This window comes from Parafrankia colletiae, from assembly GCF_001854655.1.
GTDB lineage: Bacteria > Actinomycetota > Actinomycetes > Frankiales > Frankiaceae > Parafrankia > Parafrankia colletiae.
Window position 1 is genome coordinate 1 of the sequence record NZ_MBLM01000129.1, and the last position, 25,559, is coordinate 25,559.

The 25,559-nt window shown below is 69.8% G+C and carries 21 protein-coding genes; 9 read left to right on the top strand and 12 right to left on the bottom strand.

The window, feature by feature from the left end:
- The 3 genes from CC117_RS20300 to CC117_RS20310 all read right to left on the bottom strand — a co-directional run.
- Window positions 1–509: transposase (locus tag CC117_RS20300; RefSeq protein ID WP_198541920.1), on the bottom strand; the 509-nt coding region annotated here is incomplete at its 3' end.
- Between the two features lie 121 nt (window positions 510–630).
- Window positions 631–1,728 (bottom strand): phospholipase, encoded by a 1,098-nt coding sequence (locus tag CC117_RS20305; protein WP_071086536.1) that lies wholly within the window; start codon window positions 1,726–1,728, stop codon window positions 631–633.
- A 141-nt stretch (window positions 1,729–1,869) separates the two neighbouring features.
- Window positions 1,870–2,928 carry an ABC transporter substrate-binding protein gene (locus tag CC117_RS20310; RefSeq protein WP_241830275.1) on the bottom strand — a complete coding sequence of 353 codons (1,059 nt, stop codon included), beginning with the start codon at window positions 2,926–2,928 and terminating at the stop codon, window positions 1,870–1,872.
- Between the two features lie 862 nt (window positions 2,929–3,790).
- Between CC117_RS20310 and CC117_RS39225 the strand changes: the two genes are divergently transcribed.
- The 6 genes from CC117_RS39225 to CC117_RS20335 all read left to right on the top strand — a co-directional run bounded on the left by CC117_RS39225 (window position 3,791) and on the right by CC117_RS20335 (window position 8,642).
- Window positions 3,791–3,982: an OmpA family protein gene (locus CC117_RS39225; protein WP_241830287.1), complete on the top strand. Its 192-nt coding sequence runs from the start codon at window positions 3,791–3,793 to the stop codon at window positions 3,980–3,982.
- Window positions 3,983–4,160: 178 nt separating this feature from the next.
- The gene (locus tag CC117_RS20315) at window positions 4,161–4,418 is read left to right on the top strand and encodes an aldehyde dehydrogenase family protein (RefSeq protein ID WP_071086540.1); all 258 of its coding nucleotides are present in this window, start codon (window positions 4,161–4,163) and stop codon (window positions 4,416–4,418) included.
- Window positions 4,418–5,284, top strand: a complete 867-nt coding sequence (locus CC117_RS20320; RefSeq protein ID WP_071086542.1) for an SDR family oxidoreductase — start codon at window positions 4,418–4,420, stop codon at window positions 5,282–5,284. The genes CC117_RS20315 and CC117_RS20320 overlap by 1 nt, the downstream gene beginning before the upstream one ends.
- Window positions 5,281–6,033 (top strand): carboxymuconolactone decarboxylase family protein, encoded by a 753-nt coding sequence (locus tag CC117_RS20325; protein ID WP_071086544.1) that lies wholly within the window; start codon window positions 5,281–5,283, stop codon window positions 6,031–6,033. The genes CC117_RS20320 and CC117_RS20325 overlap by 4 nt, the downstream gene beginning before the upstream one ends.
- Window positions 6,030–6,710, top strand: coding sequence for a TetR/AcrR family transcriptional regulator (locus CC117_RS20330; RefSeq protein WP_071086546.1), 681 nt, complete (start codon window positions 6,030–6,032; stop codon window positions 6,708–6,710). The genes CC117_RS20325 and CC117_RS20330 overlap by 4 nt, the downstream gene beginning before the upstream one ends.
- 96 nt (window positions 6,711–6,806) lie before the next feature.
- The gene (locus CC117_RS20335; RefSeq protein ID WP_071086548.1) at window positions 6,807–8,642 is read left to right on the top strand and encodes an alkyl/aryl-sulfatase; all 1,836 of its coding nucleotides are present in this window, start codon (window positions 6,807–6,809) and stop codon (window positions 8,640–8,642) included.
- Window positions 8,643–8,765: 123 nt separating this feature from the next.
- Here the strand turns inward: CC117_RS20335 and CC117_RS20340 are convergent, their stop codons facing one another.
- Both CC117_RS20340 and CC117_RS20345 read right to left on the bottom strand, forming a co-directional pair.
- Window positions 8,766–9,923, bottom strand: a complete 1,158-nt coding sequence (locus tag CC117_RS20340) for an ATP-binding protein (RefSeq protein WP_321572626.1) — start codon at window positions 9,921–9,923, stop codon at window positions 8,766–8,768.
- A 350-nt stretch (window positions 9,924–10,273) separates the two neighbouring features.
- A complete protein-coding gene (locus tag CC117_RS20345) occupies window positions 10,274–11,797 on the bottom strand; it encodes a catalase (protein WP_071086550.1) in 1,524 nt (507 codons plus the stop codon).
- A gap of 541 nt (window positions 11,798–12,338) precedes the next feature.
- Between CC117_RS20345 and CC117_RS20350 the strand changes: the two genes are divergently transcribed.
- Together CC117_RS20350 and CC117_RS20355 are read left to right on the top strand one after the other, a co-directional pair.
- Window positions 12,339–12,638, top strand: a complete 300-nt coding sequence (locus CC117_RS20350) for a hypothetical protein (protein WP_241830276.1) — start codon at window positions 12,339–12,341, stop codon at window positions 12,636–12,638.
- 258 nt (window positions 12,639–12,896) lie between these two features.
- On the top strand, window positions 12,897–14,114 hold the full coding sequence (locus CC117_RS20355) for a CaiB/BaiF CoA transferase family protein (RefSeq protein WP_071086555.1): 1,218 nt from the start codon (window positions 12,897–12,899) through the stop codon (window positions 14,112–14,114).
- Window positions 14,115–14,124: 10 nt separating this feature from the next.
- Here the strand turns inward: CC117_RS20355 and CC117_RS20360 are convergent, their stop codons facing one another.
- From CC117_RS20360 to CC117_RS20370, 3 genes are all read right to left on the bottom strand, one after another.
- Window positions 14,125–15,357, bottom strand: coding sequence for an MFS transporter (locus CC117_RS20360; RefSeq protein WP_071086649.1), 1,233 nt, complete (start codon window positions 15,355–15,357; stop codon window positions 14,125–14,127).
- Window positions 15,358–15,551: 194 nt separating this feature from the next.
- Window positions 15,552–16,793, bottom strand: coding sequence for an MFS transporter (locus CC117_RS20365; protein ID WP_071086557.1), 1,242 nt, complete (start codon window positions 16,791–16,793; stop codon window positions 15,552–15,554).
- Between the two features lie 13 nt (window positions 16,794–16,806).
- Window positions 16,807–17,601, bottom strand: coding sequence for an alpha/beta fold hydrolase (locus CC117_RS20370; protein WP_071086560.1), 795 nt, complete (start codon window positions 17,599–17,601; stop codon window positions 16,807–16,809).
- Between the two features lie 165 nt (window positions 17,602–17,766).
- Between CC117_RS20370 and CC117_RS20375 the strand changes: the two genes are divergently transcribed.
- Entirely contained in the window at window positions 17,767–17,982 is a 216-nt protein-coding gene (locus tag CC117_RS20375; RefSeq protein WP_071086562.1) for a 2TM domain-containing protein, read from the top strand.
- Window positions 17,983–18,129: 147 nt separating this feature from the next.
- Here CC117_RS20375 and CC117_RS20380 read toward each other — a convergent pair whose 3' ends face one another.
- From CC117_RS20380 to CC117_RS20395, 4 genes are all read right to left on the bottom strand, one after another.
- A complete protein-coding gene (locus CC117_RS20380) occupies window positions 18,130–18,849 on the bottom strand; it encodes an ABC transporter ATP-binding protein (protein ID WP_071086564.1) in 720 nt (239 codons plus the stop codon).
- Window positions 18,846–22,022, bottom strand: coding sequence for a branched-chain amino acid ABC transporter permease/ATP-binding protein (locus CC117_RS20385; protein WP_071086566.1), 3,177 nt, complete (start codon window positions 22,020–22,022; stop codon window positions 18,846–18,848). Before CC117_RS20385 ends, CC117_RS20380 begins: the two co-directional genes overlap by 4 nt.
- A gap of 138 nt (window positions 22,023–22,160) precedes the next feature.
- Window positions 22,161–23,408: an ABC transporter substrate-binding protein gene (locus tag CC117_RS20390; protein WP_071086650.1), complete on the bottom strand. Its 1,248-nt coding sequence runs from the start codon at window positions 23,406–23,408 to the stop codon at window positions 22,161–22,163.
- Window positions 23,409–24,194: 786 nt separating this feature from the next.
- On the bottom strand, window positions 24,195–25,400 hold the full coding sequence (locus CC117_RS20395; RefSeq protein ID WP_071086568.1) for an amidohydrolase family protein: 1,206 nt from the start codon (window positions 25,398–25,400) through the stop codon (window positions 24,195–24,197).
- Between the last annotated feature and the right edge of the window lie 159 nt (window positions 25,401–25,559).

Here is a 25,559-nt window from a genome sequence, read left to right on the forward strand (position 1 = left end):
CCCTTCTTCCAGGTCCGGTCGGCGTTCTCCTTCTCCGAGTGGGCGGTGACCAGGGTGGCGTCCAGATCGACCACCAGCGGATCGTCGCCCGACACCCCGGCGTGCGGGGCGTGCGTGCCAGCCAGCTCCCACACCCGGGCCCGGGCCGCCGCCCGGGCAGCGTCGAGCGCCTTCAGCGTCTTCTCCACATCGATGGCCAGCCGGTCGACCGTGCGAGACACCGTCGGATCCGAGGCCACCAGACCGAACACGGCCGGCTCGGCGCGCAGCAACGACACGTCCGCGAGGCAGTCCCCACCCAACGCCAGCGACAACGCCAGATCGCACAGCATCTTGCCCGGWTCGTGCACCGCCCGGCCAGGCCGCCACGGCGCCAACGCCACCGACAGCGTCTGCCCCAGCCCGCTGGCCCGGACCGTCTCGGTCAGCAGCAGCCCACCCGCCTGCGACACAACGCCACGCCCGGCGGCGTCCACGCGGACAGACGGATACACAGCGGTAGTCTTCACCGCGAAGGTGCTCCTTGGTTCGGTTGGATTCAGGCCCTCAGCAAGCCCGATCCTCCCAGCTCAGGAGCACTTTCCTCTTTCCGGCACCCCAACAGACGATCACCCCGGTGAAAGCCCGAGGCTAGCCGAAGGCGCGCACCGCGTCGTACATCACCTGGGCGGCGCGCTGGCACGGCATCATCACCCCGAACCAGTCCACCTGCGGCTCGCCCGCCGTCCCGCAGGTCGCGCGCAGGTCGGCGAGGAACTGGTTGTCGACAGCGAGCCGGCGCTGCTGGGTGGGATCGACCCGCGGGCCGTTCAGGTAGTTGCGGTAGCCGAAGTCGTGGCGCAGGCAGGCGTCGGCGAACAGGGCGTCCACCGCGGGCGGTGTCGGCCCGCTGCACCCGTCGGTCGTCCACACCAGGTCACCGTCCGGCGGGTCGGCGGCCCGGTCCCGCCAGACGACGGTGAAGTCCGCCAACGGGAGCCCGTACACGCTGGGAACGTCGACGTCGGGCACCTCCCCGCCGGGTGCCTCGTGAACGTCGGCGTCGCCGCCGGTGACGAACACGGCGCCACCCTGGAAGTAGCTGACGCTGTCCGCACCGACGGCGGGGCGCGGGTCGAGCAGCGGGTATCCGAGGGGACCGTCTCCCCCACCGGCGTCCTCCCAGGCGTCGGCGGCGGGCGCCGCCACGACGCGGGTGCCGGTCGACGGGCTGGCGGCCACCGCACCGTGCTCGAAGCGCTGGGAGGTGCCGCCGCCGGCCGCCGTCGCCCCGTCGACGGGACGGCCCAGCGCACCGGTCGGGCCGCCGGCCTGGGCGTACCGCTCGTAGATCGGCCCGCACACGTCGAAGCCGCCGACCCGGTGGCAGTCAGCCCGCGCCGCGGTTCCCGCGGGGGCCACCTCGGGCGACGCGGCGCCCGAGGGCTGCGGCGACGGACCGGCCGGCAGGCCGCCGCCGGCCGCCGGCGGTCCGCCACCACTCGACGACCCGACCTGCCCGGAGGGTCCGCCCGGGGCGGTCGGGGCGGTCGGGCCGCCGACCTGATCGATCGCCTCCGACCCGGCGAGTGTCAGCGCAGGGTTCGGCTCCGCGCCCGCGACCGGACCGGCGCCGGGCTGGCAGCCGGCGGTCAGCAGCGCGAGCGCCGTCGCGAGCGCCAGTGTGGTGACAGCAGCAGGACGGTGCGCCAGCAGAACCCAGGCGCTGGGGCCCCGACGGTCCGACATGATCTGGTTCCTCTCGACCAGTCGAACCTAGGCCAGGACGAGACCACCCGAAGCCTGCTCTGCTGTGCGATACCCGACCTGTCGGCTGTCGCACAGCCTGCGGTCCGGTGGTCCGACTCTCAGGCGGGCGCGGGCGCAGTGTCAGCTGCTCGTCCCGTCGGCGCAGACATGCTGGCGGTTGACCTCGAAATCGGTGCCGCCGGCATTGATCCGGACGAAGGCGTAGCAGCTGAGCGGCTGGGTGGGGTTGGTGCTCAGGTTGACGGGTTCGATCAGCCCACCCGCGTCGTAGGCGGACACCTTGCGCAGGGCCTGGATGAAACCGTCCCTGGTCGGGCACGCACCGGCCAGGTCGAGCCCACGCAGGAACATGTCGGTGTAGATGTAGGCCTGCAGGGCGAACTGCTGGTCCGGGTGGACGATCTCCGGTGCGAAGCGGGCCATGGCGGTGCGGTAACGGTCGAGAGCGGTGCCGCCGGCTTCGAAGGGGCGGGTGTACACGGGGAACGAGACTCCGGCGAGCGCCGTACCCAGGATGGGCAGCAGACTTTGGTCGTACCCGGCGAACGAGACGGTGGGTGCGAGTCCCAGATTCGCCGCCTGGGCGGCCTGCACGATCCGCGCGAGATCGTCGGGCGTCGTGAAGCTGACCAGCGAGTCGGCGCCGGCGGACGCCAGCTGCTGGACGACCCCGCTCGGGCTGTCGGTGCTCGCGAAGGGAATGGTGTCGGTCAGCACAAGTCCGACCGACTCGAAGGCGGCCCGGTATCGCCCGAGGTTCTCCGTCACGGCGGCCGACGTCCCGGTGGCGACGATGCCGACCTTCCTGCCGCCGCTGGCCCGGACATACTGGCCCACGGTCACCGGAGACGCCTCGTACATGTTGGAGAACATGTTGGGGAACCGGCTCCAGGACGGCAGCCCGAAGCCGACGACGGGCACTCCCTCGGCCGCCAGGGCCGGCAGTGAATCACCGACGCCGGTGCTGACCAGCATGACGCCGAGGACACCTCCGCCCCGGATGAGATCCTCGGTGACACGCGCGTTCTGCGAGGGTGAGCTCGCGTCGTCATGCCACTCGTAGGAGATCGTCCGGCCGTGCACGCCCCCCTCCTCGTTGGCCAGCCCGATCCTGGCGGCGGCGCCGGAGCGGGCCGAGGAGAACGTCGCGCTGCCCACGCCGGTATCAGAGAGCACCATGCCGAGATTCACCTTGTCGGGTGTCACCCCGGGTGCGTCGCATGCCGCCGCCGCGCCTTTGTCTGCCGATGTCGCGGTGCAGCTGGCGACGGCAGCCACAAGAACTGCGACCACCAGCCCTAACGGTCCTGCCGATCTACCTGAACGCACGTGTTCCTCCATGGAAGCCAAACAAAGACCGACGGGATCAGGGATTACGACGCACGAGACAGACCGCCCCGCCAGAGGCATTTCCACGGCCTCCGGACCTGCCGGTCCGCGGGTCTCCGATGCAGGTCAGGGCAGCCGGCGGCACTGCGGCAGCCGCAGCGGCCACGACCAGTTCGACATCGCGTCCAACCCCGGATACAGCCCTGCAGGCCCATACAGGGCCGGCGGCGCAGTGGTGCAATGTCCCCGTTTCAATTTTGAACTTAGTATAACTAACGACTCTCCCCCTTCCGCACCGGGTGACCAGGCACATCAGGCCGCGGGCGGGGAGCCGGCATGTCTGGCCGGCGAAGCGAAGAACCATCGGAGGTCTCTCGGCAGGAATGCGTTGCACCCCAGCGTGATCCGCCGTTTGTCGGCTGTCGATCAGGGGCGTCCGCGCGCAGGATGCCGAACCGGGTCTGCACGACGTCACCGGCGACGGCACGCCTGACCCCACGTGCGGCACCCAGGACTTCGGCGGCGGCCTGGTGYTGCGCCTTCCGTGCGGTGACCTCAGCGGCTACGCCCACACGCCAGAGGACGGCACCCGGCTGGTGCCGACGTCGCTCTACCGGCTGCCGGGGCCCGACGACGTCGATCTCACCGGCATCTCGGCCGAGAATCTCGCGGCCACACCGACGCGACGGGCACGGCCAGTGCGAACCAGACACTGCCCGAACGCCGGGCCGGCACCGTCCGGGAGTACCTCGCCGGGCATGGCATCCAGGCGGCGCCTATCACCTCCGTCGGGCTCGGCAGCAGCCAGCCGCTGGCCGAGGAGACGAACCCGGACGGCTCCCCCGACCCCGAGGGCCAGCGCTTCGACCGCCGCGTCGAGCTGATCATCCGCCTCCCCCGGTAGCGGCTGCCGGCCRCCCGGACGGCTTCCCGGTACCCGGGCAGCGAGGGCAAGCCCGGACGGGTGAGTCCTTCGGCAGGCCGACTCGGACGCCTTCATGCCACCGATAATTCGCTTGCCGTAGCTTGAATTCAACTGCATTAAATGTTAAGACTGTCGCATTGATACGGAGGAGTCGGCCATGAGTGTTGATCGCACCGTTCCGCCCGTGCACCTGCACATCGGCGGCCAGCTGCGCGCCCAGGGATCCGGCGGGGTGCATGAGCACATGTATCCGGCAGCTGGGGAGATCCAGGGCACGGTGCCGCCCGCCGGCGCCGAGGACGTCGACGCCGCGGCCCGCGCCGCGCAGGAGGCACTTCCCGGCTGGCGGGCGTGGAAGCCCGCGGACCGCAGCCGGGTGTTGATCCTCCGGACCAGAGCGGTGGCGATCGCCTGATGGATTCCTTCGACTTCGCCGGCACCGTCGCGGTCATCACCGGCGGCGGCAGCGGGATCGGCCGCGCCGCCGCGCTCTCCTTCGCCGGCCGCGGCGCCCGGGTCGTGGTGAGCGATCTCGTCGGCAGGCGGGCCGAGGCCGTCGCGGCCGAGGTCCGGTCAGCGGGTGGGCAGGCGGCCGGCATCGCCGTCGACGTGACCCGCGGCGAGGATTTCGCGGCGCTGCGCGACACCGCGCTGCGCGAGTTCGGGCGGGTGGACGTCGTGATGAACAACGCGGGCGTCCTCGCGATGGGGGCGCCGGAATCGCTTCCGGACGAGGCCTGGGAGAAGGTGCTCGACGTCAACCTGCTCAGCATCGCGCGCAGCAACCGGGTCTTCCTGCCGCTGCTGCTGAAGCAGGGCAGCGGGCACGTCGTGAACACGGCGTCCGCATCCGGTCTGCTGGCGTACGGATTCGACCGGCTGCCCTACGTGGCGAGCAAACATGCCGTCGTCGGAATGTCGGAGGCGCTCGCGCTCTATCTCGGTCCGCGGGGAATCGGCGTGACGTGTGTGTGCCCGTCCGGGGTCATGACCAACATCTCCGAGCAGATCACCGTGTACGGGCAGGCCTCGTCCTCCCCCCGTGCGCCGGCGCACGGGATTGTTTCGGCCGAGAAGGTCGGGGAGCTCACCGCCGAGGCGGTGACACAGCGCAGGTTCCTCGTTCTGACGGTTCCCGCCATCCAGGCCGAGCTCGTGGAGCGGGCGGCGGACCTTGACGCCTATCTGAACGCCCGCATCGCTGAGCAGGACACCCGCATCGTCGAGCAGACGCCGCCCGCATTCCACCGCGGCGCCCACCACCCGGAGGACGCAGCATGACCGCCGACGACATCTACCGCACCGTGATGGCCGTGGTGCCGCCCGCCACCGAGACGCCCTTCGAGCGGGCCAGCCGGGACTTCCTGTTCGACCAGGTGTGGAGCCGGCCGGGGCTCGGCATCCGCGACCGGCGGATCGTCTCCCTCGCCTGCGTGGCCGCCGCGGATGCTGTGAAGCCGATCGAGGACCACGTCTACGCCGCGTTACGCAGCGGCGATCTCACGATCGAGCAGCTGAACGAGATCACCCTGCACTTCGCGGTCTACTGCGGCTGGCCGAAGGCGTCCCAGCTGGAGGGCATCGTTCGCCGGCAGTGGCACCGCCTGTACGCCGAGCGCGGCGAGGAGGCACCCGCCTTCCCGGCGCTGCCCTACGAGGATCTCGGAACGACCGACCACGCGGAGCGGATCCGCCGCGGCCAGGAGGAGTTCGTCGCCGTCAACGCCGTACCGGCACCGCCGCCCGACTCGCCGTACTTCTTCGCCGGCATCCTCGGGTTCGTCTTCGGTCATGTCTGGCAGCGGCCCGCGCTCAGCCGCCGTGACCGCCGCCTCGTGACCGTGCCGTGCGTCGGCCTGTCCGACGCCGCGGGACCGATCGCCGCACACGTCGGCTCGGCGCTGGAGACCGGTGATGTGAGCTGGGACGAGATGCAGGAGGTCATCCTGCAGTTCAGCGCCTACTACGGCTTCGCCAAGGGTGAGGCGCTGCACGACGCCGCGCTGCGATGGCAGACGATGCAGACGTGACACGACCCCAGCCGTCCACCGCGACCGCGACCGCCCGGCAGTTGATGATCACTGCCGAGCGGTTGTTCGCCGAGCACGGGCTCGCCGGAGTGTCGCTGCGCCAGATCGCCAGCGAGGCCGGGTCGGCGAACAGTTCCGCCGTCCACTATCACTTCGGTTCGAAGGAGGGGCTGGTCGAGGCGATCGTTGCCCACCGGGTGGCGGACCTCGCGCAGCGCCGGACCCTGCTCAAGGCGCGGCTGGACCCCGATGACCTGCGCCAGCGGCTCGAGGCGCACCTGCTGCCGGTCATCGAGCTCGCCGAGTCGCCCGACAGCCACTACGTCTCCTTCCTGGACCAGCTGAACCGCGGGGGCAGGTGGCGGGACGTCCTCCCCCGCCAGCGGGAGGTCACGCAGGCACAGGAGGAGTTCCTCGCCGACATGCGCCGGTTGCTGCCCGAGGTGGAGGAACCCGTCCGGACCATGCGCATCGGTCAGGTCCAGGCATTCACCCTGAACGCCGCGGCCGAGCGGGAGCGCGCCAGGGCCGCCGGTGACGAGGTCATGCCGTTCGGCCTGTTCGTCACGACCCTGGTCGACGGGTTCGCCGGCTATGTCCGCGCGCCGGTGTCGGACGGGGCCCGCCGCTTCCTCACTCTGCCGCAGCCACCTCCGCAGCCACTCGTCCATTTCTGACCGGCCGGGAGCAGCCGCGGCAGCGTGCGGTTGCCGGCGTCGGCTCGGTGGCACAGGATCCGCCCAGCGGTGAGGCGTGATTCCTGGAGGCGCGGCATGGGCGATGCGATCTTTCCTTTCGAGGACCGACGGGACTTCGCCGACGCGGAGCGGGGACTRCTGGCGACCCTGGAACCGGCGACCGTCAGGGACGACGACGGCACGGTCGTGTGGGACAACGATTCGTATGCTTCCTTTCTGACCGGCGATGACCCGGATTCGGTCCATCGCAGCCTTTGGCGGCAGTCGTCACTGGTCACGAAGCAGGGCCTTTTCGAGGTGGTTCCCGGCATCTACCAGGTGCGTGGTCTGGACCTGTCGAACATCACGTTCGTCGAGGGTGCCGACGGGGTCATCGTGATCGACCCGCTGCTGTCGGTGGAGACGGCGCGGGCCGCGCTGGAGCTGTACCGGTCCCAGCGCGGGGAACGACCGGTCACGGCAGTGATCTACACACACAGTCACGCGGACCACTTCGGCGGGGTGAAGGGCGTCGTGGCCCAGGAGGAGGTCGACGCCGGCCGGGTGCCCGTGATCGCACCGCTGGGGTTCATGGAGCACGCGATCTCGGAGAACGTCTACGCGGGAACGGCGATGGCCCGCAGGGCCGGGTACGTCTACGGTGCCGCGCTCGCGCGCGGTCCCCGCGGTGGGGTCGGGGCCGGGCTGGGGCAGACGACCTCGACCGGGACGATCAGCCTGATACCGCCCACGGTCGACATCACACGGTCGGGCCAGGAGATGACCGTCGACGGGATCCGGATGGTGTTCCAGCTGGCGCCGAACTCCGAGGCGCCGGCCGAGATGCACTTCCTGTTTCCGGAGCAGCGGGCGCTGTGCATCGCCGAGAACGCCACCCACACGCTGCACAACGTGCTGACGCTGCGTGGGGCGCTGGTACGGGACCCGCACGCCTGGGCGCGCTATCTGACCGAGGCGATCGAGACGTTCGCGGTCGGCGCCGACGTCGTCTTCGCCTCCCATCACTGGCCCACCTGGGGCGCGGACAACGTCGTCGAGTTCCTGCGGCTCCAGCGTGACCTGTACGCGTACCAGCACGACCAGACCGTCCGACTGATCAACAAGGGCCACACCGGCACCGAGATCGCCGAGGCGTTCGAGCTGCCGCCGGGGCTGCAGCGCGCGTGGCACACGCACGGCTACTACGGATCGATCAGCCACAACGTCAAGGCGATCTACCAGCGCTACATGGGCTGGTATGACGGCAATCCCGCCCGGCTGTGGCAGCACCCGCCCCAGGAGGCCGCGCGCCGCTACGTGGACTTCATGGGCGGCGCCGACGCCGTGGTCGAGAAGGCACAGCGGTCGGCGGACGAGGGCGACCTGCGGTGGGCGGCACAGGTACTCGACCACGTCGTGTTCGCCGAGCCCGAGTACAAGGAAGCCCGTGCCCTGCTTGCCGACGTCCTGGAAAAGCTCGGTTTCGGCTGCGAGAACGGCACCTGGCGCAACTCCTACCTGTCCGGGGCGCGGGAGCTGCGCGAGGGCAGCTTCGGCACGCCGGCCGGGTCCAACTCCCCCGACGTGCTCGCTCAGCTGCCACCGGAGATGTTCTTCGACGCGCTCGCCGTCCAGGTGAACGGGCCGCAGGCGTGGGACCTCGAGCTGACGATCCGCTGGGTGTTCCCCGACCACGGGTCGGATTTCCGCACCACGCTGGTCAACGGCGTGTTCACCTACGTGCGTTCGGGGTCGGGCGACGTTTCGCTGACCATGACAGTGCCCCGGCCAGCCCTGGCCCCCCTGGCGTCGGGCAGCCTCGACGCGGCCCGTGCGGCCGGGCTCTCCCTCGACGGCGACGAAGGCACGCTGCGGCAGCTGCTCGGTGTCCTCGACCCCGGCGACCCGAACTTCAACATCATCGAGCCGTAGACGACCTGTCGATGACGGAGCCGCGGCCGGGATGGTTGTCAACGGCAGCCTCTCGTCCCGGCCGCACGTCGCCGAACTCGGCCGTGCTCCCGCCGCGGCCGAAGCCTGGGCCGCCCGGGAACGTCACCCTGGCCACGAACCGGTGCCGGGAGTTCTCGTCGTACGGCCTGAGCTGGTCGACCAGAGACCCGCAGCGGGGACGGCGAAAACACGTTCGGCGATCTGGAAGACCCGTGGGCCTGTGTGCACGAGCAGACCCACGCTGAACCGGAGCCCGAGCTGCGACCGAAGCCATTCCAGGTGTCGCGCGTCGGTTCGGGACGGGGCCGCGGACGCCTTGACCTCGATGGCGATGACCTGACCGTCGCGGGCTTCGAGCAGCAGGTCGATCTCACGGCGGCCGTTGGCGTCCCGCAGGTGGTACATGTCGGCGCCGACGACGCTCAGCGCGCACTCGGCACGGAACTGTGCGGCGACGAGGGTGTCGATGATGCGCCCCAGCAGGTCGCCGTCGCGAAGCGCGCGACGGTGGTCGATGCGGAGCAGGGGTGCGAGCAGGCCGGGGTCGATCAGATATCTCTTCGGCAGCCGGACCGCGCGACTCGTCCGGTTGTCCGCCCAGGCCGGAACCCGATGGGTGATCATGAGAGTGTCGAGGAGGTCGTCATAGGCCACTGCGGCTTCGCGGCTGATGCCCGCCGAGTCGTAGAGCAGCTTGTGGGTCGGCACGCCGGCGGTGTTGGCGGCGATCGCCTGGAGGTATCTACGCAGGCGCAGCGGGTCACGGGCGACGCCGAGCGCCGGGGCCTCGCGGGTCGCGAGATGGTCGACGTAGCCGGTCAGCCAACGGTCGCGTGCCCGGTCGGCTTCGGTTCGCAGCGCCTCCGGCCACCCGCTGCTGAGCGCCTCGGTCACATAGGTGTACAGGTCCCAGCCGCTGGGAGGATCCACGAACGCGTCCGCTCCGTCGTCGAGGATCCGGTCGACCAGCGACAGCGCGGCTGGATCACCATGGCGTTCCCGGCCGACGAGGGGATACATCGTCAGCCGGATGATCCTCCCGGTAGCGGGCCATCCGGAGGTGGTCAGGTCGGCCTGCGAGGACCCGGTGAGCACGAACCGCCCCGGGCGCGGGTCGTCGTCGACGGCCCGCTTGACCGCTCCGAGCACCTCGGGCACGACCTGCCACTCGTCGATGAGGATCGGCTCCGCGAGCCCGCGCAGCGCCGCGTCCGGGTCGGCGCTGACGACCGCGGCCTGTGCCGGGACGTCCAGGCGCAGAACCGACCGGCAGACACGCCGGGTGGTGGTCGTCTTTCCGCAGGCCCGGGGCCGACGACGAGGACAGCCGGGTGCGAGGCGAGCACATCCCGCAACTCCGTGTCGAGCAGACGGGGGACGTAGGAGCGCACGTACATCCGATCATGGAAATAGCACAGAGTTGACCATGAAGATAGCACGTAGATCACCGATGATCCAGCACACTCCCCCTGGTGTGCTGGACTCAGACAGACACGGCCTCCGCACCCGGGGAACCGTGCCGTGTTCCTGGACAGCCATGACCATGGCTGTGCGCCCCAGGCCTTCTCAGGCCTGGGGCGCACACGAACCAACGGGCTTCCGGGACGGCGTCAGGCCTTCGCCTGGGCGCTGGAACGCGCGGGACTGGCCTGCTTCGCGGCCTTCGGGTCAACCTCGGACTGCTTCGCGCGCACCGTCTCCTCGACGTGGTCACCGAGGTCCTTGTCGACGTTGCGCCAGTACTGGAACGCACGCAGCAGAACCGGCTCGCTCACGCCGTCGAGCAGGTGACCGGCGATGTTCTCGACGAGCCGGGCGCGGGCCGCGTCGTCGAGGACCTCCCGGACCATCGTGCCGGCCTGGCCCCAGTCGTCGTCGTCACGGCGCGAGGTGTACGCGGTACGGACCATCTCGCCGTCGGCGTACCAGTGGCCACCGTCGTCGGTCAGCTCCGGCTGCGCCGCCGGGCCGCCGTAGGAGTTCGGCGCGTACACCGGGTCGGAGACGTTCTGTACCCGCATCGCGCCGTCCTTGGAATAGCTGTGGACGGGCACCTTCGCCGAGTTCACCGGAATCTGCTTGTAGTTCACCCCGAGCCGGGCGCGGTGGGCGTCGGCGTAGCTGAACCCGCGGGCCAGCAGCATCTTGTCCGGCGACAGGCCGGTGCCGGCGACGAGATTGTTCGGCTCGAAGGCGGCCTGCTCCATCTCGGTGTGGTAGTCCGCGATGTTCCGGTTCAGCGTGAGGCGGCCGACCTCCTGCAACGGGTAGTCGCTGTGCGGCCACACCTTGGTCAGGTCGAACGGGTTGAAGCGGTAGGACTTCGCCTCGTCGAACGGCATGATCTGCATCTTGAGCGTCCAGCTCGGGAACTCCCCGTCGCGGATGTGCTCGTACAGGTCACGCTGGTGGTAGTCCGTGTCGATCGCGGCCATCTGGTCGCCTTCGTCCTGCGTGAAGAACTCGACCCCCTGGTCGGTCTTGAAGTGGTACTTCACCCAGAAACGCTCACCCGCCGCGTTGATCCACATGTAGGTGTGGCTGGAGTAGCCGTTCATGTGCCGCCAGGTCCGCGGGATGCCGCGGTCCCCCATCAGCCAGGTCACCTGGTGGGCGGATTCCGGCGAGAGCGTCCAGAAGTCCCACTGCATGTCGTGGTCGCGCAGGTTGTTGTCGGAGCGGCGCTTCTGCGACCGGATGAAGTGCTGGAACTTCATCGGGTCTCTGACGAAGAACACCGGCGTGTTGTTGCCGACGATGTCCAGGTTGCCATCCGGCGTGTAGAACTTCACCGCGAACCCTCGCGGGTCACGCCAGGTGTCCGGGCTGCCCCGCTCCCCCGCCACGGTGGAGAACCGGATCAGCACGTCTGTGTTCGCCCCCGGCTGGAACACCGCCGCCCGCGTGAAGGCGCTGACGTCCTGCGTCACCTCGAACGCCCCGAACGCTCCGCCGCCCTTGGCGTGCGGTTGGCGCTCCGGAATGCGTTCCCGGTTGAAGTTCGCCATCTGCTCGATCAGATAGTGGTCCTGGAGCAGCAGCGGACCGTCCGGGCCGACACTCAGCGAGTGTTCGTCGCTGGCGACGGGGATCCCAGCATCGGTGGTAGTCGGACGACGCTCCTGTGTTGTCACCGCAAACTCCTCATCCTGCCGCCATCACGATTCTCGGGTGGAACCCACCGCCCGTCCCCCGGCTCCGACTGGTGGGCCCGCCGCCGCCCGCCGAGCCAGGCACAAGCCAGGCGCGCGTCGTCCGGACCGGTGACCTGCGCAGACGCAGACCAGACCGGACCCGCGGACAGTGCCGCTCACTCCGCCTACCCGTCTACCGCCGCCACACACGCTCCTGCCCCGACCGATCGACCTCATCCGCCCGTACCTGCGCCGGCACCCGGCCCTTCCGGCGGTCCGGGTGCGGGATCCGGGCCCGGATCCGCCGGCGCGCGGTCCGGATGTCATGCCCTGTCGCACGTTCAAGGAATTTTCCGGCCTTCGGCAATGAAACTCCATGCCCTTACAGGAGGCCCGTTTTTCGGCCGGACGCACGCTACCTTCCGTTCGGGAACAAAGTCACGACAGTTCTCGACGTAGGTCCCGAAAACGCTTTCCGTCGGCTTTCTTCTGCCGTGGCGGCCCGTTCCCGACAGGTGCGGGAGGGAGCCTTCATGAAAATGTGGACACAACGCGTGGCTCGGTGCGCCGGTGTTCTCGCCGCCGCCGGGGCCTGACACTCGCACCCCTGTCGCCCGCCGCCGCGGCGGCACCGAACACAGCAGTCGGCCTCCAGGCGACCGGGCTCATCCCCATCAGCCCCCTTGCCRCCAGCACCTTCCCGGGCACATCACCGAACCAGCTGGCGGCCGTCGCGCCAGACGGCACCCTGACGGTCGACGCGCTGTCGATCAGCCTGCTCGGCGGTCTCCAGAACGTGATCGTCGGCACCGCGGTCTGCAACGAGGCCGCACTGACCTGACGGCCGGGAGCAGCGGGGAGCAGCGGGGAGCACGAACGCACCAAGCGGGTCTTCGAGCCCCKAGGGCCGGCGAGGCGGACGTCCGATGCGGCAGGCGACCCGCTGCGCGCACTCCAGCACCCCCTCGACGGATCATGGTTCCGGCCTTGACAGCTCTCGGCCCATAGTTAGACTCAGTCTAAAAAGTGGGCTTGAATATCGGGTTGCGAGCACCGAGAAGTTCACCGCGTTCGGGCGTCGAGAGAAAGCGCAGGAACCGTGCACAAACCACTCACCGGCATCAAGATGGTCGAGGTCGCCCAGTTCACCTTCACTCCCGCCGCCGGCGCGGTGCTGACCGAGTGGGGTGCCGAGGTCATCAAGGTCGAACATGCCGAGATGGGTGACGCCCAGCGAGGAATGCGCAGTCAGCCCAGGGCCGACTCGTGGCACCCGGTGATGGACCATCCCAACCGCGGCAAGAAGAGCATCGGGCTCGCCCTGGAGCAGCCGGYCGCGTACGAGGTCCTGATGGATCTCTGTCGCGACGCCGACGTGTTCCTGAYCAACTTCCTGCCCGATGCGCGCCGACGCCTGCGGCTGGACGTCGAGGACATCCGCAAGGCGAATCCGAACATCATCTACGTCCGTGGCAGCGCCCACGGGCAGCGGGGCCCCTGGGCCGAGCGGGGCGGGTTCGACGGCTCGTCGTTCTGGTGCCGGATGGGGAGCGCCTGGGGGGTCACCCCGACCGACAGCGACCGGCTGATCACGATGCCGGCCGGCGCCTACGGCGACACGACGGGCGGCATGGCGATCGCCGGCGGCATCGCCGCGGCGCTGCTCGGCCGGGCCCGGACCGGCGAACCGACAGTCGTCGACGTGTCGCTGATGAGCGTCGGCGCCTGGGCGTTCGCGCTGGAGGTGGGCAACGCCGATCTCCTGGGCCCGGACAATCCGCCCGAGCGCCTCAACGACATGATGGGCCGGATCAGCAACCCGACTGTCGGCAGCTACAGGACGTCCGACGGGCGCTGGATCAACCTGACCATCATGCAGTCGTTCCGGTACTTCCCCGACCTCTGTCAGCACCTCGGCCTTGACGAGCTCATCGACGACGAACGCTTCGACACCGCCGAGAAGCTGATGGCCAACGGGCCGGCGGCCGGGGGCCTGGTCGCCGAGGCCATCGGGGCCAGGTCGTACGCGTACTGGGTGGAGAAGCTGCAGACGCTGCAGGGCCAGTGGGCGCCGGTCCAGGGCCCCCTCGACATTCTCGAGGACCCGCAGATGACCGCCAACGGCTACCTCGTCCCGGTGGTGGACTCCGGCGGACACCAGCGGCGGATGGTGACCAACCCGGTCCAGTTCGACGAGACGCCGCCGGAGACCCGGCGGGGTCCGCTGTTCGCCGARCACACCGACGATCTGCTGCGTGAGCTCGGCCGGACCGAGGAGGAGATCCTCCAGATGAAGATCGACGGCGCCTGCACCTGAGCGCTGTCGGTCAGGAGGTCCCGGCGGCGCCGCGGCCTCGTCGCAGCAGGGCGAGCGCCGTCAGGGCGAGCAGACCGATGACGAACACGAACACGAACCCGGCGAGGCGCAGCGTCGTCAGTTCGGCAAGAACCCCGACACCGACGACCGGCAGCGAGATCGCGACATAGGCGACGACGAAGAAGGCCGATGAGGTCTCGGCGCGGGCGGGTGGCGGCGCGGCGGCCAGCAGCCCACCGAGGCCCGAGGCGAAGCTGAGGCCCTGCCCGATGCCGGCCACCACGGCACCCGCGACGAGCAGCGGAAGGGACGAGGCGGCGATGGCGCCGCCGACCAGCGCGACTCCGACCACGAGCGCCGCGCAGCCGGCCGGCAGCCCGACGGCGTGCCCGGTGCGGCGGGCGAGCACCTGGCCGAGCGCCGAGCCGGCGAACACGGCGGCGACGACCAGACCGGTGACCAGTGGGTTGTGCTCGTCGAGCGTCTGGGCGAGGAAGGCCGGGCCGACCGCGGTGAACAGGCCGAGGACCGCGAACCCGGCGAAGCCGGCGAGGGCCGCGCGCACGAACACCGCCCGGGCGGCGGACGGCACCCGCGGCCGCGAGAGCAGCCGGGCGCCGCCGGCGCCCTGCGCCACCGACGCCCGGGCCTGCCGGGACACCGTCTCGGGGGCCAACAGCACGCCCAGCACCGCCGGAACCAGCAGGGCGAGGTTGATGACGTAGGTCAGCTGCAGCGGGTCCGGACCATAGCGGGCGATGACGCCGGCGAGCAGCGGGCCCAGGCCCAGACCGCCCATGTTCGCGATCGTGGGCACGAGGGTGGCCCGGCCCGCGCTCCGCGGTGGGGCGAGGTCGACGAGGGTCGCGGTCGCGGTCCCGGTGAAGACCCCCGCGGACAGGCCGGAGAGCAGCCGGCCCGCCAGCAGCGCTGGCAGCCCACCGGCGAACAGGAACATCAGCGCGCTCGCCACCGCGGCCCCCAGACCCGCCAGCAGGACGGGACGCCGGCCGACCCGGTCGGACAGCCGTCCGAAGGCCAGCAACGCGATGATCACACCGACCGCGTAGGTGGCGAAGATGACCGTGATGGTCAGCTGCGAGAACCCGAACTCGGCGCGATAGCCCGGATAGAGCGGGGTCGGCAGAGTAGTGCTGGCCATGGCGAGGGTGAACGCGTAGGCAACGGCGGCGAGCCCCCCGGCCCGCCCCAGCGCCCCACCCCCCATGCCGTGGCCGGCCATGCCGTGGCCGGCGGTGGAGGGCTCGGCGGGCGGCGGCGACGGGGCGGATGGCCGGTTCACCACCCGCACGCTATTGCCGCCGGATCCTCCGACGCGAGGCCCACCCCCCCGTCCGCGCCGAGACCGGGCGGCCGCTACCTGGGGTCCGACAGGAACTGGCCGCGGCGGGCGAGCTGCTCAGGCTGCCGATCTGCTCAGGCTGGAGCGGGCATCGGCGCCGCCCTGACCCGGGCGATGGTTGCGACGTACAGAAGCAGACCAGCCGCGGTGAGGACGAAGCCGGCCCAGACGGTGGACAGGGTTCCCCAGCCGGCGTCGAGGGTGACCGCGCCGCCGATCGCACCGAGTGAGTTGGCCAGGTTCAGGGCCGCCAGGTTCAGGGCTCCCATCAGGGTCGGGGCACCCGGCGCGAAGCCCGTCAGCCGGACCTGGATGGTGGGGATCGCGAACATCATCGTTGCGCCGACACCGAACAGGCAGGGCAGCAGAACCACCAGATTGTCGCCGGCCACGCCGATCAGCACCAGGAGCCCGAGAACACCGCCGTAGCCCCAGATCAGGCCGCGGTTCTCGTACCGGTCGGCGGYACGTCCGCCGAGATGGTTCCCCACCGCCATGCCGAGCCCGAAGAYGGCGAGCGCGACGGGGATGAGGGACCTGTCCTGCCGTGCCGCGTCGGTGACGAACGGGCCGATGAACGTGTAGACGGCGAAGATGCTGGAGATGCCGAGCGCCGCGACGATGACCATCACCCAGACGTTGCGCTGGCGCAGGCCACCGAGCTCGTTCGTGACGGAGCCGCCCCGCAGGTCGTCGGTGCGTGGCAGCCAGGTCACCAGGGCGGCGCCGGCGATCAGGCCAAGGGCGACCACGGTCCAGTACATGGCCCGCCAGCCGGCGTTCTGGCCGATGAGGKTGCCGAGCGGCGACCCGGCGATGGTCGCGACAGTGAGCCCACCCATCACCGTCGCGAACGCCCTGCCGCCCCTGCCCGGGCCGTACACATACGCGGCGACGACGGCCCCGGCGCCGAAGAACGCACCCTGCACGCTGCCGGCGACGAACCGGAAGACGACCAGCAGCGCGATGTCCGGCGCCACGGCGGAGAGCCCGTTGCCGAGCAGGAAAAGCACGATCAGGCCGAGCAGCAGAGTGCGCCGATTGACTCGGGCGGCAAGCAGAATGATCGCCGGCGAGCCGATCACCACGCCGAGGGCATACGCGGTGATCGCATACGTTGCGACCGGGATCGACACGTCCAGATCGGATGCGAACAGCTGGATGACGCCGTTGCTGCCGAACTCGCCGGTGCCGATCGCGAAGGTACCGAGTGCCAGTGCGAACAATGTCGGGGTCGGATTTCTGATGGGCGTGTTCGCGGTCGTGTGCCGCCTTTCCTCGGCGGTGCACTGGCCTTCGAATGCGCGCTGATGCATCGTCCCGCCTTCGTCAGCGCGCGGCGCGCCTGATGAGGTCGACCGTCGCCCCGGGCTGCGCGATCATCGCGACGTGCGAGGCGCTGGCCTCGACGGTGCGCGCGCCGGCGCGCTGCGCCATGAACCGCTGCGCCGCGGCGGGAAGGACGTTGTCGTTGCGGGCGACGAGGTACCAGGAGGGGATGGTCTTCCACGCCGGGGCGCCGGACGGCTCCTGCAGCGTGCGCACGTCGCTCGGCCGCTGGCCGGCCCACATCAGGTCGGTGGTCGCCTTCGGTACGTCGCCGGCGAACACGTCGCGGAAGACCTCCTTCCTGATGTACCCGTCGACGCCCCCGCCGTAGGGACGGAAGTCCAGCGCCGCCTCACCGAGCTTGCTTCCCGGGTACCTCGTCTGCAGGCCCAGCAGCGTCTCGCCCTGATCGGGCACGAACGCGGCCACGTAGACCAGGGCCTTCACGTTCGCGTTGCCGGTCGCGGCGTTCGTGACGACGATTCCGCCGTAGGAGTGCGCGGCGAGGACGAGCGGGCCGCTCAGGGTGGCGAGGAAGCTGGCCAGGTAGGCGGAGTCGGCGGCAACGCTGCGCAGCGGGTTCGGCGGGGCGACGACCGGGTAGCCGTCGCGGATGAGCCGGGTGGCGACGTCGTTCCAGCCGGAGGCGTCGGCGAACTGGCCGTGGACGAGAACCACGGTGGGTTTCTGCCTGTCGTCGGGCCGGGTGTGTGCCTGCGCCGCGGTCGATCCGAGCACGGCCACGGTCGCGACCGCGGTGGATCCGGCGAGCAGTGTTCGACGGGTGTTCATCATCGGTGTAGACCTTCCGGTTTCCGCTGTTCTCGCAGTTCGCAGCTGCGAACGAGGATCAGCGTAGAACCGGACACTTGACGGGCACTAAACGATTCCGGATGCGCGCCGACAGCGGATCCACAGAAAGTTCAGTCACCATCAAGTACGTCGATCTAACCTGCGACAATGAGAGCGAACAAAACCGAAGGCCAGCTTGTATGGGGCCTACGGATCCACGTTGCCTGCTATTTGCTGGCTAATCTCGCCCAGGTCCTGGTGTGGGCCCTCGCAACCCCGGACCATTTCTTCTGGCCCCTGTGGTCGATACTGGCCTGGGGAATCGGGCTGGGTTTCCACATCTGGGCGGACCACCCGCCGGCCAGGTCGAAGGCCAGGCAGTAGGTCGAGTCGTTCCTCCGACCCGGCGGCCGCTCGATCCCGGCGAGCGGCGAACGGCGAGCACCTGCGCTCGGCTCCTCCGGTCAGTGGCCGTCGACGACGACCGTCCACCCCGATCCCGCGGCCGCGGGATCGGGGTGAGCCGAGTGCCTACGCAGCCTCCTCCTCGCTGATGCCGAGGTAGGCGCCTTCCAGGAGCTCGGGGGCGGCGGCCAGTTCCCTGGCCGATCCCCGCAGCACGATGCTGCCCCGGTTGAGGACGGCCGCGGTGTCGGCGACCTCGAGGGCGAGGTTGACGTGCTGCTCGACCAGGATCACCGCGCACTGATGGTCGGCGGCGATGCTGCTGACGGTGCTGAACAGGTCCTCGACGATCAGGGGAGCCAGGCCCATGCTGAGTTCGTCGATCAGCAGCACCCGGGGCTGCTGGATCAGGGCCCGCGCCATGACCAGCATCTGCTGTTCGCCGCCGGAGAGCGCCCCCGCCGGCAGATGCCACCGCTTCTCGAGCGCCGGAAAGGTCTCGAGGAGGCTTTTCGCCTTCGGACCGTTGCGACGGGCCGCGACTTTTATGTTCTCCTCGACGGACAGCGAGGTGAACAGGCAGCGGTTGTCGGGGACGAGTACCACGCCGGCCGCGTTCGCCGTGGCGGGTCGGCCGTTACGCAGCCGCTTGCCATCGACACTGACGGTGCCCTTCTGCGCCGGCAGCAGGCCGGCCAGGGTCAGCAGCAGCGTGGTCTTGCCGGCGCCGTTCGGTCCGAGCAGCGCCAGTACGGAGCTGGCCTCAACCGTGAGATCGAGGTTCCGGAAGGCGGTGGTGCTGCCTCTCCCGCCGCTGAGGTCGGCACATTCCAGCCGGGTGGTCATGTGGTCACCGCCGAGGATGTGGTCGCGGCGGCCGGAGCGACCTCCGCAGTTGGGGGGGTCGTCGTCTCCGCCTTCGGCGGTGGTGCCTGGGCCGCCGTCTCCGGGGATGTCTCCCCTGCTCCCTTCGTCAGTGGCGCCGGCGCCACCACGCCCGGGGACGTCTCCTCGACATCCTCCGCATCCCCCGCCGGCGACACCTCCGCCACCGGAGACGTCTCCTCCACACCCTCCGCCGGCGACACCTCCGCCACCGGAGACGTCTCCTCCACACCCTCCGCCGGCGACACCTCCGCCACCGGAGACGTCTCCTCCACACCCTCCGCCGGCGACGCCTCCGCCACCGGAGACGTCTCCTGCACGCCCGTCGCCGGCGGTGCCKCGTCCGCCGAGGAGTCGTGCACGGAGCCCAGGTAGGCGTCGGCGACCGCGCGGTCGGCACGGATCGCTGCCGGGTCGCCCTCGGCGATGACCTTGCCGAAGTCGAGGACGTAGATGTAGTCGCAGACCGACAGCACGAGGGAGACGTCGTGGTCGACGAGAACGATTCCCACTCCCGTGCGACTGATCGAGCGGATGCGCTCGCCGAGCCACACCGTCTCGGTGGTGTCGAGCCCGGCGGCCGGTTCGTCGAGGAGCAGGGCCCGGGGCTTGGTCGCGCAGGCCCGGGCGATGGAGACCAGCTGGCGTTCGCCCTGGCTCAGTTCGTCGGCGTGCCGGTCGGCCCGGTCGGCAAGGCCGACGAGGTCGAGTGCGGCGGCCAGGGCGCGGTGGCGTTCGTCGGCGTTCGCGCCGAACAGCGCCGCGCGGACGTTCTCCTCGACGGTGAGGTCGTCGTAGAGCTCCAGGGACTGGAACGTGCGGGCGAGGCCACGCCGTACCCGGGTGTGCGTCGGGAGCCCCTCGACGTTGTCGCCGCCGAGCTTGATGGTGCCTGAGGCCCGGGTGAACCCGGTCGTCGCGTCGATCACGCTGGTCTTGCCGGCACCGTTCGGTCCGATCAGACCGACGATCTGACCGGCGGCAACCCGCAGCGAGACCTCGGAGACAGCCGTCACGCCGCCGTAACGAACCGTGAGCCCGGTGACGTCAAGCACCGTGGCCGCCGGTTGCGCGGGTACCGCGGCCGGCGCCTCCGTCTGGTCGGTGGCTGCGGAGGTGGCGGTGGCCGCCGCGGTCGGAGTTGCGGACTCGGGCGTGATCGCCTTGGTCCCATCCGCCGGGCTCGGAGCCGGCCGGCGGCGATGGCGTAGTCGGTCGATGCGGTCGGCGAGCTCGTGGCCGCCGCTGGCGAGGCCTTCCGGGTGGCCGATGAGGGCGACCAGGAGGGCGACACCGGTGATGACCGGGAACCAGTCACCGAGATGGACCCAGCGGTCCATCGCGATGAAGGTGATGCCGGAGGACGCCATCACCCCGGCGAGGATGCCGCCGTAGACAGAGGTGACGCCGGCGAGGTACGCGGTCGACAGCAGGGCGAGCCCGCCGAGCGCCGTGAACGAGTCGAAGGTGACGACATCGCGCCGGTAGGCCAGCAGGCTTCCGCCCAGGCCCGCGATGAAGGACGCGATGGCGAAACTGGCGACCTTGACGGCGACGACGTTGATGCCGATGCCGGCGGCCGACTGCTCGTTCGCGCGGACAGCGAGCATGGCCGAGCCCAGCGAGCTGGTGCGCAGCCGGGCGACACCCCAGGCGACGGCCACCAGGACCGCCAGGCAGAGCAGGCCGAAGGGAATCCGTGGGAAGGCATGACCGGTACCGATACTGAGATCGAGGCCGAAAATCTCCGGCTGGGTGACCCGGGCCCCCTGGCTGTCGACGATCTGCGTGTTGCGGAACCACACGGCTTCGATCGTGTAGGCCAGCGCGAGCGTGACGATGCCGAGAGTCAGACCCTTCAGTCGCAGCGCGGGTAGTCCGATCACCACGCCCAGCACCGTCGCCACGAGCGCGGCCAGCAGTGGTGCGAACGGGAACGGGATGTGCCAGCTCTGGGTGAGGCCACTGAGCGTGAAGGCGGCGMTGCCGGCCAGCGCGAGCTGGGCCAGCGACACCTGCCCGGCGTAGCCGGTCACGACGACGAGCGACAGACCGATGATCGCGGCGATGAACGTTCCGATGACCGCGCTGCGCCAGGTCCCGCTGGTGACCAGCAGGCCGAGCACACCCACGCCGGTACCGAGAATCGTGGGCATCAGCAGGGACCGTGGTCGGGGGGCCCGGCCCAGCGGCTGTCGGACCAGTCCGCCCCGGACCGCGAGGCCCCGTCCGGTGACGAGCAGGGCCAGCAGGATCACCACCAGCGGAACGAGTTCCTGCGAGCCGCTCCTCGGTAGCCAGGACGCGCCGTCGGCGGCCAGCGCGGCAGCCTCAGACTGGACCATGCCGATCGCGATGCCGGCGACCACCGTCGGCACCAGGCTCTTGAAACCGCCGACCACCGCGGCGGCGAGCGCCGGCACCACGAACAGCGTGTAGGTGGTCGGGGACAGCGGGCTCAGCGGTGCGATCAGGATGCCGGCCGCACCAGCCGTCACACCACTGATCATCCAGTTGAACAGGGCGATCCGGTCCGGGGACACACCGCTGACGTAGGCGCCGGTCTGGGACTCCGCCACCGCCCTCGTCAGCAGCCCGAACCGGGTGAAGCGGTAGACGGCGGCCAGCACCAGCGTCAGGGCCACCACGGCGACGACCAGATAGAACCGGTCGGACAGCACCCTCGCGCCGCCGAAGTCCCACCGTTCCGCCGGGAAGATCGCCTCGACGCTGACCGGTGAGGTGCCGAGCCGGATCGCCATGACCGACTGGATGACCACCAGAACGCCAAGCGACGCCACCGCCCGGGCCAGCTGGGGAGCCTCACGCAGCGGTCGGAAAACCGCCACGTACAGCAATGCGCCCAGGAGTGCCCCGAGCAGCAGTGACAGCGCAGCCGCCGGCGCCAGCGGCCAGGACCCGCCGATGTCAACCGACGCGGGCAGGCCGGGTATCAGGACGAGTAGTTCGCCATCACGTAAGTATGCGTAGGAATAGGCGACGTAAAGCGCGACCGACCCAGTCGCGAAGTTGATGACTCCCGAGCTCCGATAGGTCAGCACGAGGGCAAGACCCAGCGCCGCGAATACCCCGCCGTTCCCGAGGCCGAGGAGCAGCGAACCTACATGTTCCATCACGATCTCCCGGCATCTTCCGGATCAGTCCTGCGAGCCATGAGGCTGGTTCGGCACCTCCGGCGGGACGGATGCCGAGAGGAGGTGCCGAACCCGCCGCCGAGGAGATTCCTCGGCGGCCGGTTCAGTTCTCGACCATCAATCCGGGATCGAAGTGTTTCCGAGCACCTTGAATGCGGCAGGCTGACCCTTGTCGTCGAGAGTCGTCGTCAGCCCACCCCGCACGCAGGCCGCCGGAGTTTCCGGGTAGGCCTTGCCGTTGCACCGGAACTTCAGGCCGGCAGCGCCGGGCAGTTCCTTCTCCGGCATCGCCTTGATGGCGGCGGTGACGGTAGCCGGGGTGATGTCACCCGAGATGTCCTCGAGCGACGCCGCGAGGCCGGCGAACGTGACGAACATGCCCCGGCCCGCGGACGAGCCGGTGTCGATGTCGTCCCCGTAGGTCTCGATCACCGCGTTGTAGAGGAGGCTGGACGCATCGTCCCCGCCGACCGGGACGGAAGCGCCGATGGTCATCCCCTCCAGCACGTTCCCGGGCACCGCCTTGCGGGTGGCGTCCGTGATGCACTGCGAGATGGCACTGACCTTGYCGTCAAACCCGACTGCTTCCAGGCCGTTGATCGCGCTGATGCAGAACGAGTCGTTACCGATGATGAACACGACACCGGGATCGACACCCTGCAACTGCGGCGTCATGTCGGCCGTACCCGGGGCGACCCGGATGAGCTCGTACTCGAGGCCCGCCTCCCGCATCAGGCCGGGGGCGACCTCCTCGGCGCTGTGCAGCGCGGCCGGCACGTCGATGACAATCGACGTCACCTTCTTGAGGCCCTCGTCCTTGGCCACGTTGATGGGGAGCTGCAGCGTCGCGAAGTTCGGGTCACCCACGGTGAAACTCGTCGGGTCCGAAAGAATCGCCGGGCTGCCGGCGCCGAAGAACATCGTCGGGATGTCCGCGTCAGCCAACGGCTGCCATACACCCTCGGCAACCGCGGACTCGCCGACCGCGACCGCGACGACGTCCTTCTCAACCATCTGGTTCCCGCAGTCGGCGCCCCTGGCCGGGTCCGCCTGCGTCTCGCACTTCACGATCTCGACGGGCCGGCCGCCGATGCCCCCGCGGTGCTCGTTCAGGTACTTGACCGTGGCGTCCGCGACGGCGAACTGCACGGAGTTGTCGATGGCAGCGGACTTTCCGTCCGAGATGATCCCGATCTTGACGGGCTCGCCGGCCGCTTTGTCGACCGACCCGAGCGCGTTGGCGGCCGCGGTCGGGTCCACCTTGGCGGGCTCATCCCCGTCGTCCGAACTACACGCAGCAGCGAACATGAGCAGGGCTAACGGGCATGCTAAGAGCGCCCTAGCCGACCGCCGCCGCGACCGCATCGACCGGTCGCGTGGGAGGACAACCCTGGACCGCATATACCTTCACCTCAAAGTTGTCGGAATCATCTGGGCCGTGGCGCTATCAGCCACGCGAAGACATCCTCGCCGGGGCAGGTTGCTTCCGCGAGGCCGCCCTGGATTTGCCAGGCCCACCCTCGCCTACGAGTGTGCGCATACTCTCAACCTTCGACGTCGACGTCAACATATTCCGGCAAGATCATCAACTGCTGCGAGCCAACCGCCCGCATCACCCGACCATCGGACCGTCGGCCGCGTCCGCCGCCCGCATCGCCCACGCACCATGCGAGATCCTCCTCTGGCCACGGAGCTCAAGTGGCCACCGATGGCCGCGGAGCTCAAGTGGCTGCCGAGGATCGCCGTCGAACCCCAAAAGCATCTGTACGCTCCGCTGCTGGCACCGACCGAGGCGACCCGTCCCTGCTCGCCTTGGGCGCTTCAGGATAGTGACCCCGGGAGGGAAAACAAGTACCCAGATCCAGCCACCACACATCGCGGAGTTCCGCCGACAATAGAAGATCTTGTCCGGCCGATCGGAGGCCGAGCATGTGGTTGCTACCTACATGCATTTAACGGAAGATCAATCTCCCGGGTGGCCGGTTGTCGGTCTTACCGACGGATTACAGAAGAACGATGATCATCTTGGTGTCGCCGTCCGGCACCGGTCCCCACGCTCCGGCGGGTCCGGCGAGTCCGGACGGGATGATGCCACCCGCGGCACTGCGGGAGCCAGCCTGGGCGCCGCTCCCGCCTGCGGTCCTCGCGGGGTTACGGAGTGATCGTCGGCCAGTCGCCGCCTGGCAGCGGGTGGCGGAACAGTCTGGCGGCGTTGCCACCGGCGATCATCACGGCCTCGTGCCGAGGGATGTCCGCGAAGCGCTTACGGAGCAGGTCCTGGGAGCCCGGCCAGGTCGAGTCGGCGTGCGGGAAGTCCGTCTCGAACAGGATGTGGTCGATGCCGATCAGGTGGCGCTGGTCGAGCGTGCCGGGGTCGTCGAGCATGCAGAAGTAGAAGTTGCGACGCAGCGCCTCACTCGGTGTGACGTCGTACGTCCACGGAGTACCACCGCCGCCGGAGTGCTCGAGGACGTAGTCGAGACGGTTGATCGCCATCGGCACCCAGCCGATGCCGCCCTCACTCAGAGCGATCCTGAGATTCGGGTAGAGGGCCGGAATGCCCGCCCACACCCAGTCGACGGCGGCGCAGAACGCCCCGGCGGGGAACAGCGATGTCTGGACGTTGAGGCCGCCACCGGGCGAGCCCTGGAGGACGAAGCCGCTTGCGCCGCAGTGCAGCGAGATGACAGTGTCGGTCTCCTCGCACGCCCTGAAGAACGGCTCCCAGTGCTTCAGGTCGGTGATCGGCGGAAGCTTCAGCAGGTGCGGTGACTCGAGGAACGACACCGACGTGAAGCCGAGCCCGGCGTTGCGGCGGATCTCCTGCGCGGCGACCTTCGGGTCCCTGAACCAGGGCAGCTGCATCGGGATGAAGCGCTCCGGGTAGGCACCGTGCCACTCCTCCAGCATCCAGCTGTTCCATGCCCGGACCGCGGCGAGGCCGACCTCCTCGTCCCGGTTCATCGACAGCACCCGGCCGGTGAAGCCCCACGCCCCGGACGGGAAGCACAGCGACGCCCAGACGCCGTCGAGATCCATGTCCCGCACGCGGGCGTGGACGTCCCAGGCGGACCTGCGCATCTCGTCGAAGTTCAGCGGGTCGAGGTTCCACTCGGACTTCGGGCGCCCGGCGACGACGCTCATCCCGTTGTCGCGGTAGAGCCGGTCGCGGTAGAGCCAGGCCTCCGACCCGTCCGGCGTCGTGATCACCCGAGGGGCCTGGTCACGAAGCTTCGCCGGGAACCGCCCGGCGAAGACATCGGGGGGCTCGGTGAGGTGATCATCCACCGAGACGATCGAGAAGCTGCGCTCCTGCGGTTCCGGGTCCGCGAGCAGCTGCCAGGTCGGTCTCGGCATCGTGCGCTCCTGGTGGTCGAAGGCGCCAGCGCTAGTTCGCGAGCGCTTACTCTCTTCGATCCTAGCCCCAATCCCGGCCCGGGTCCCCTGTCCAGCGCGGACCGAGCCCCAGTACCGCGCCGTGCCCGGCGGAAGACACGACCTTCGCGTGAAACCTTC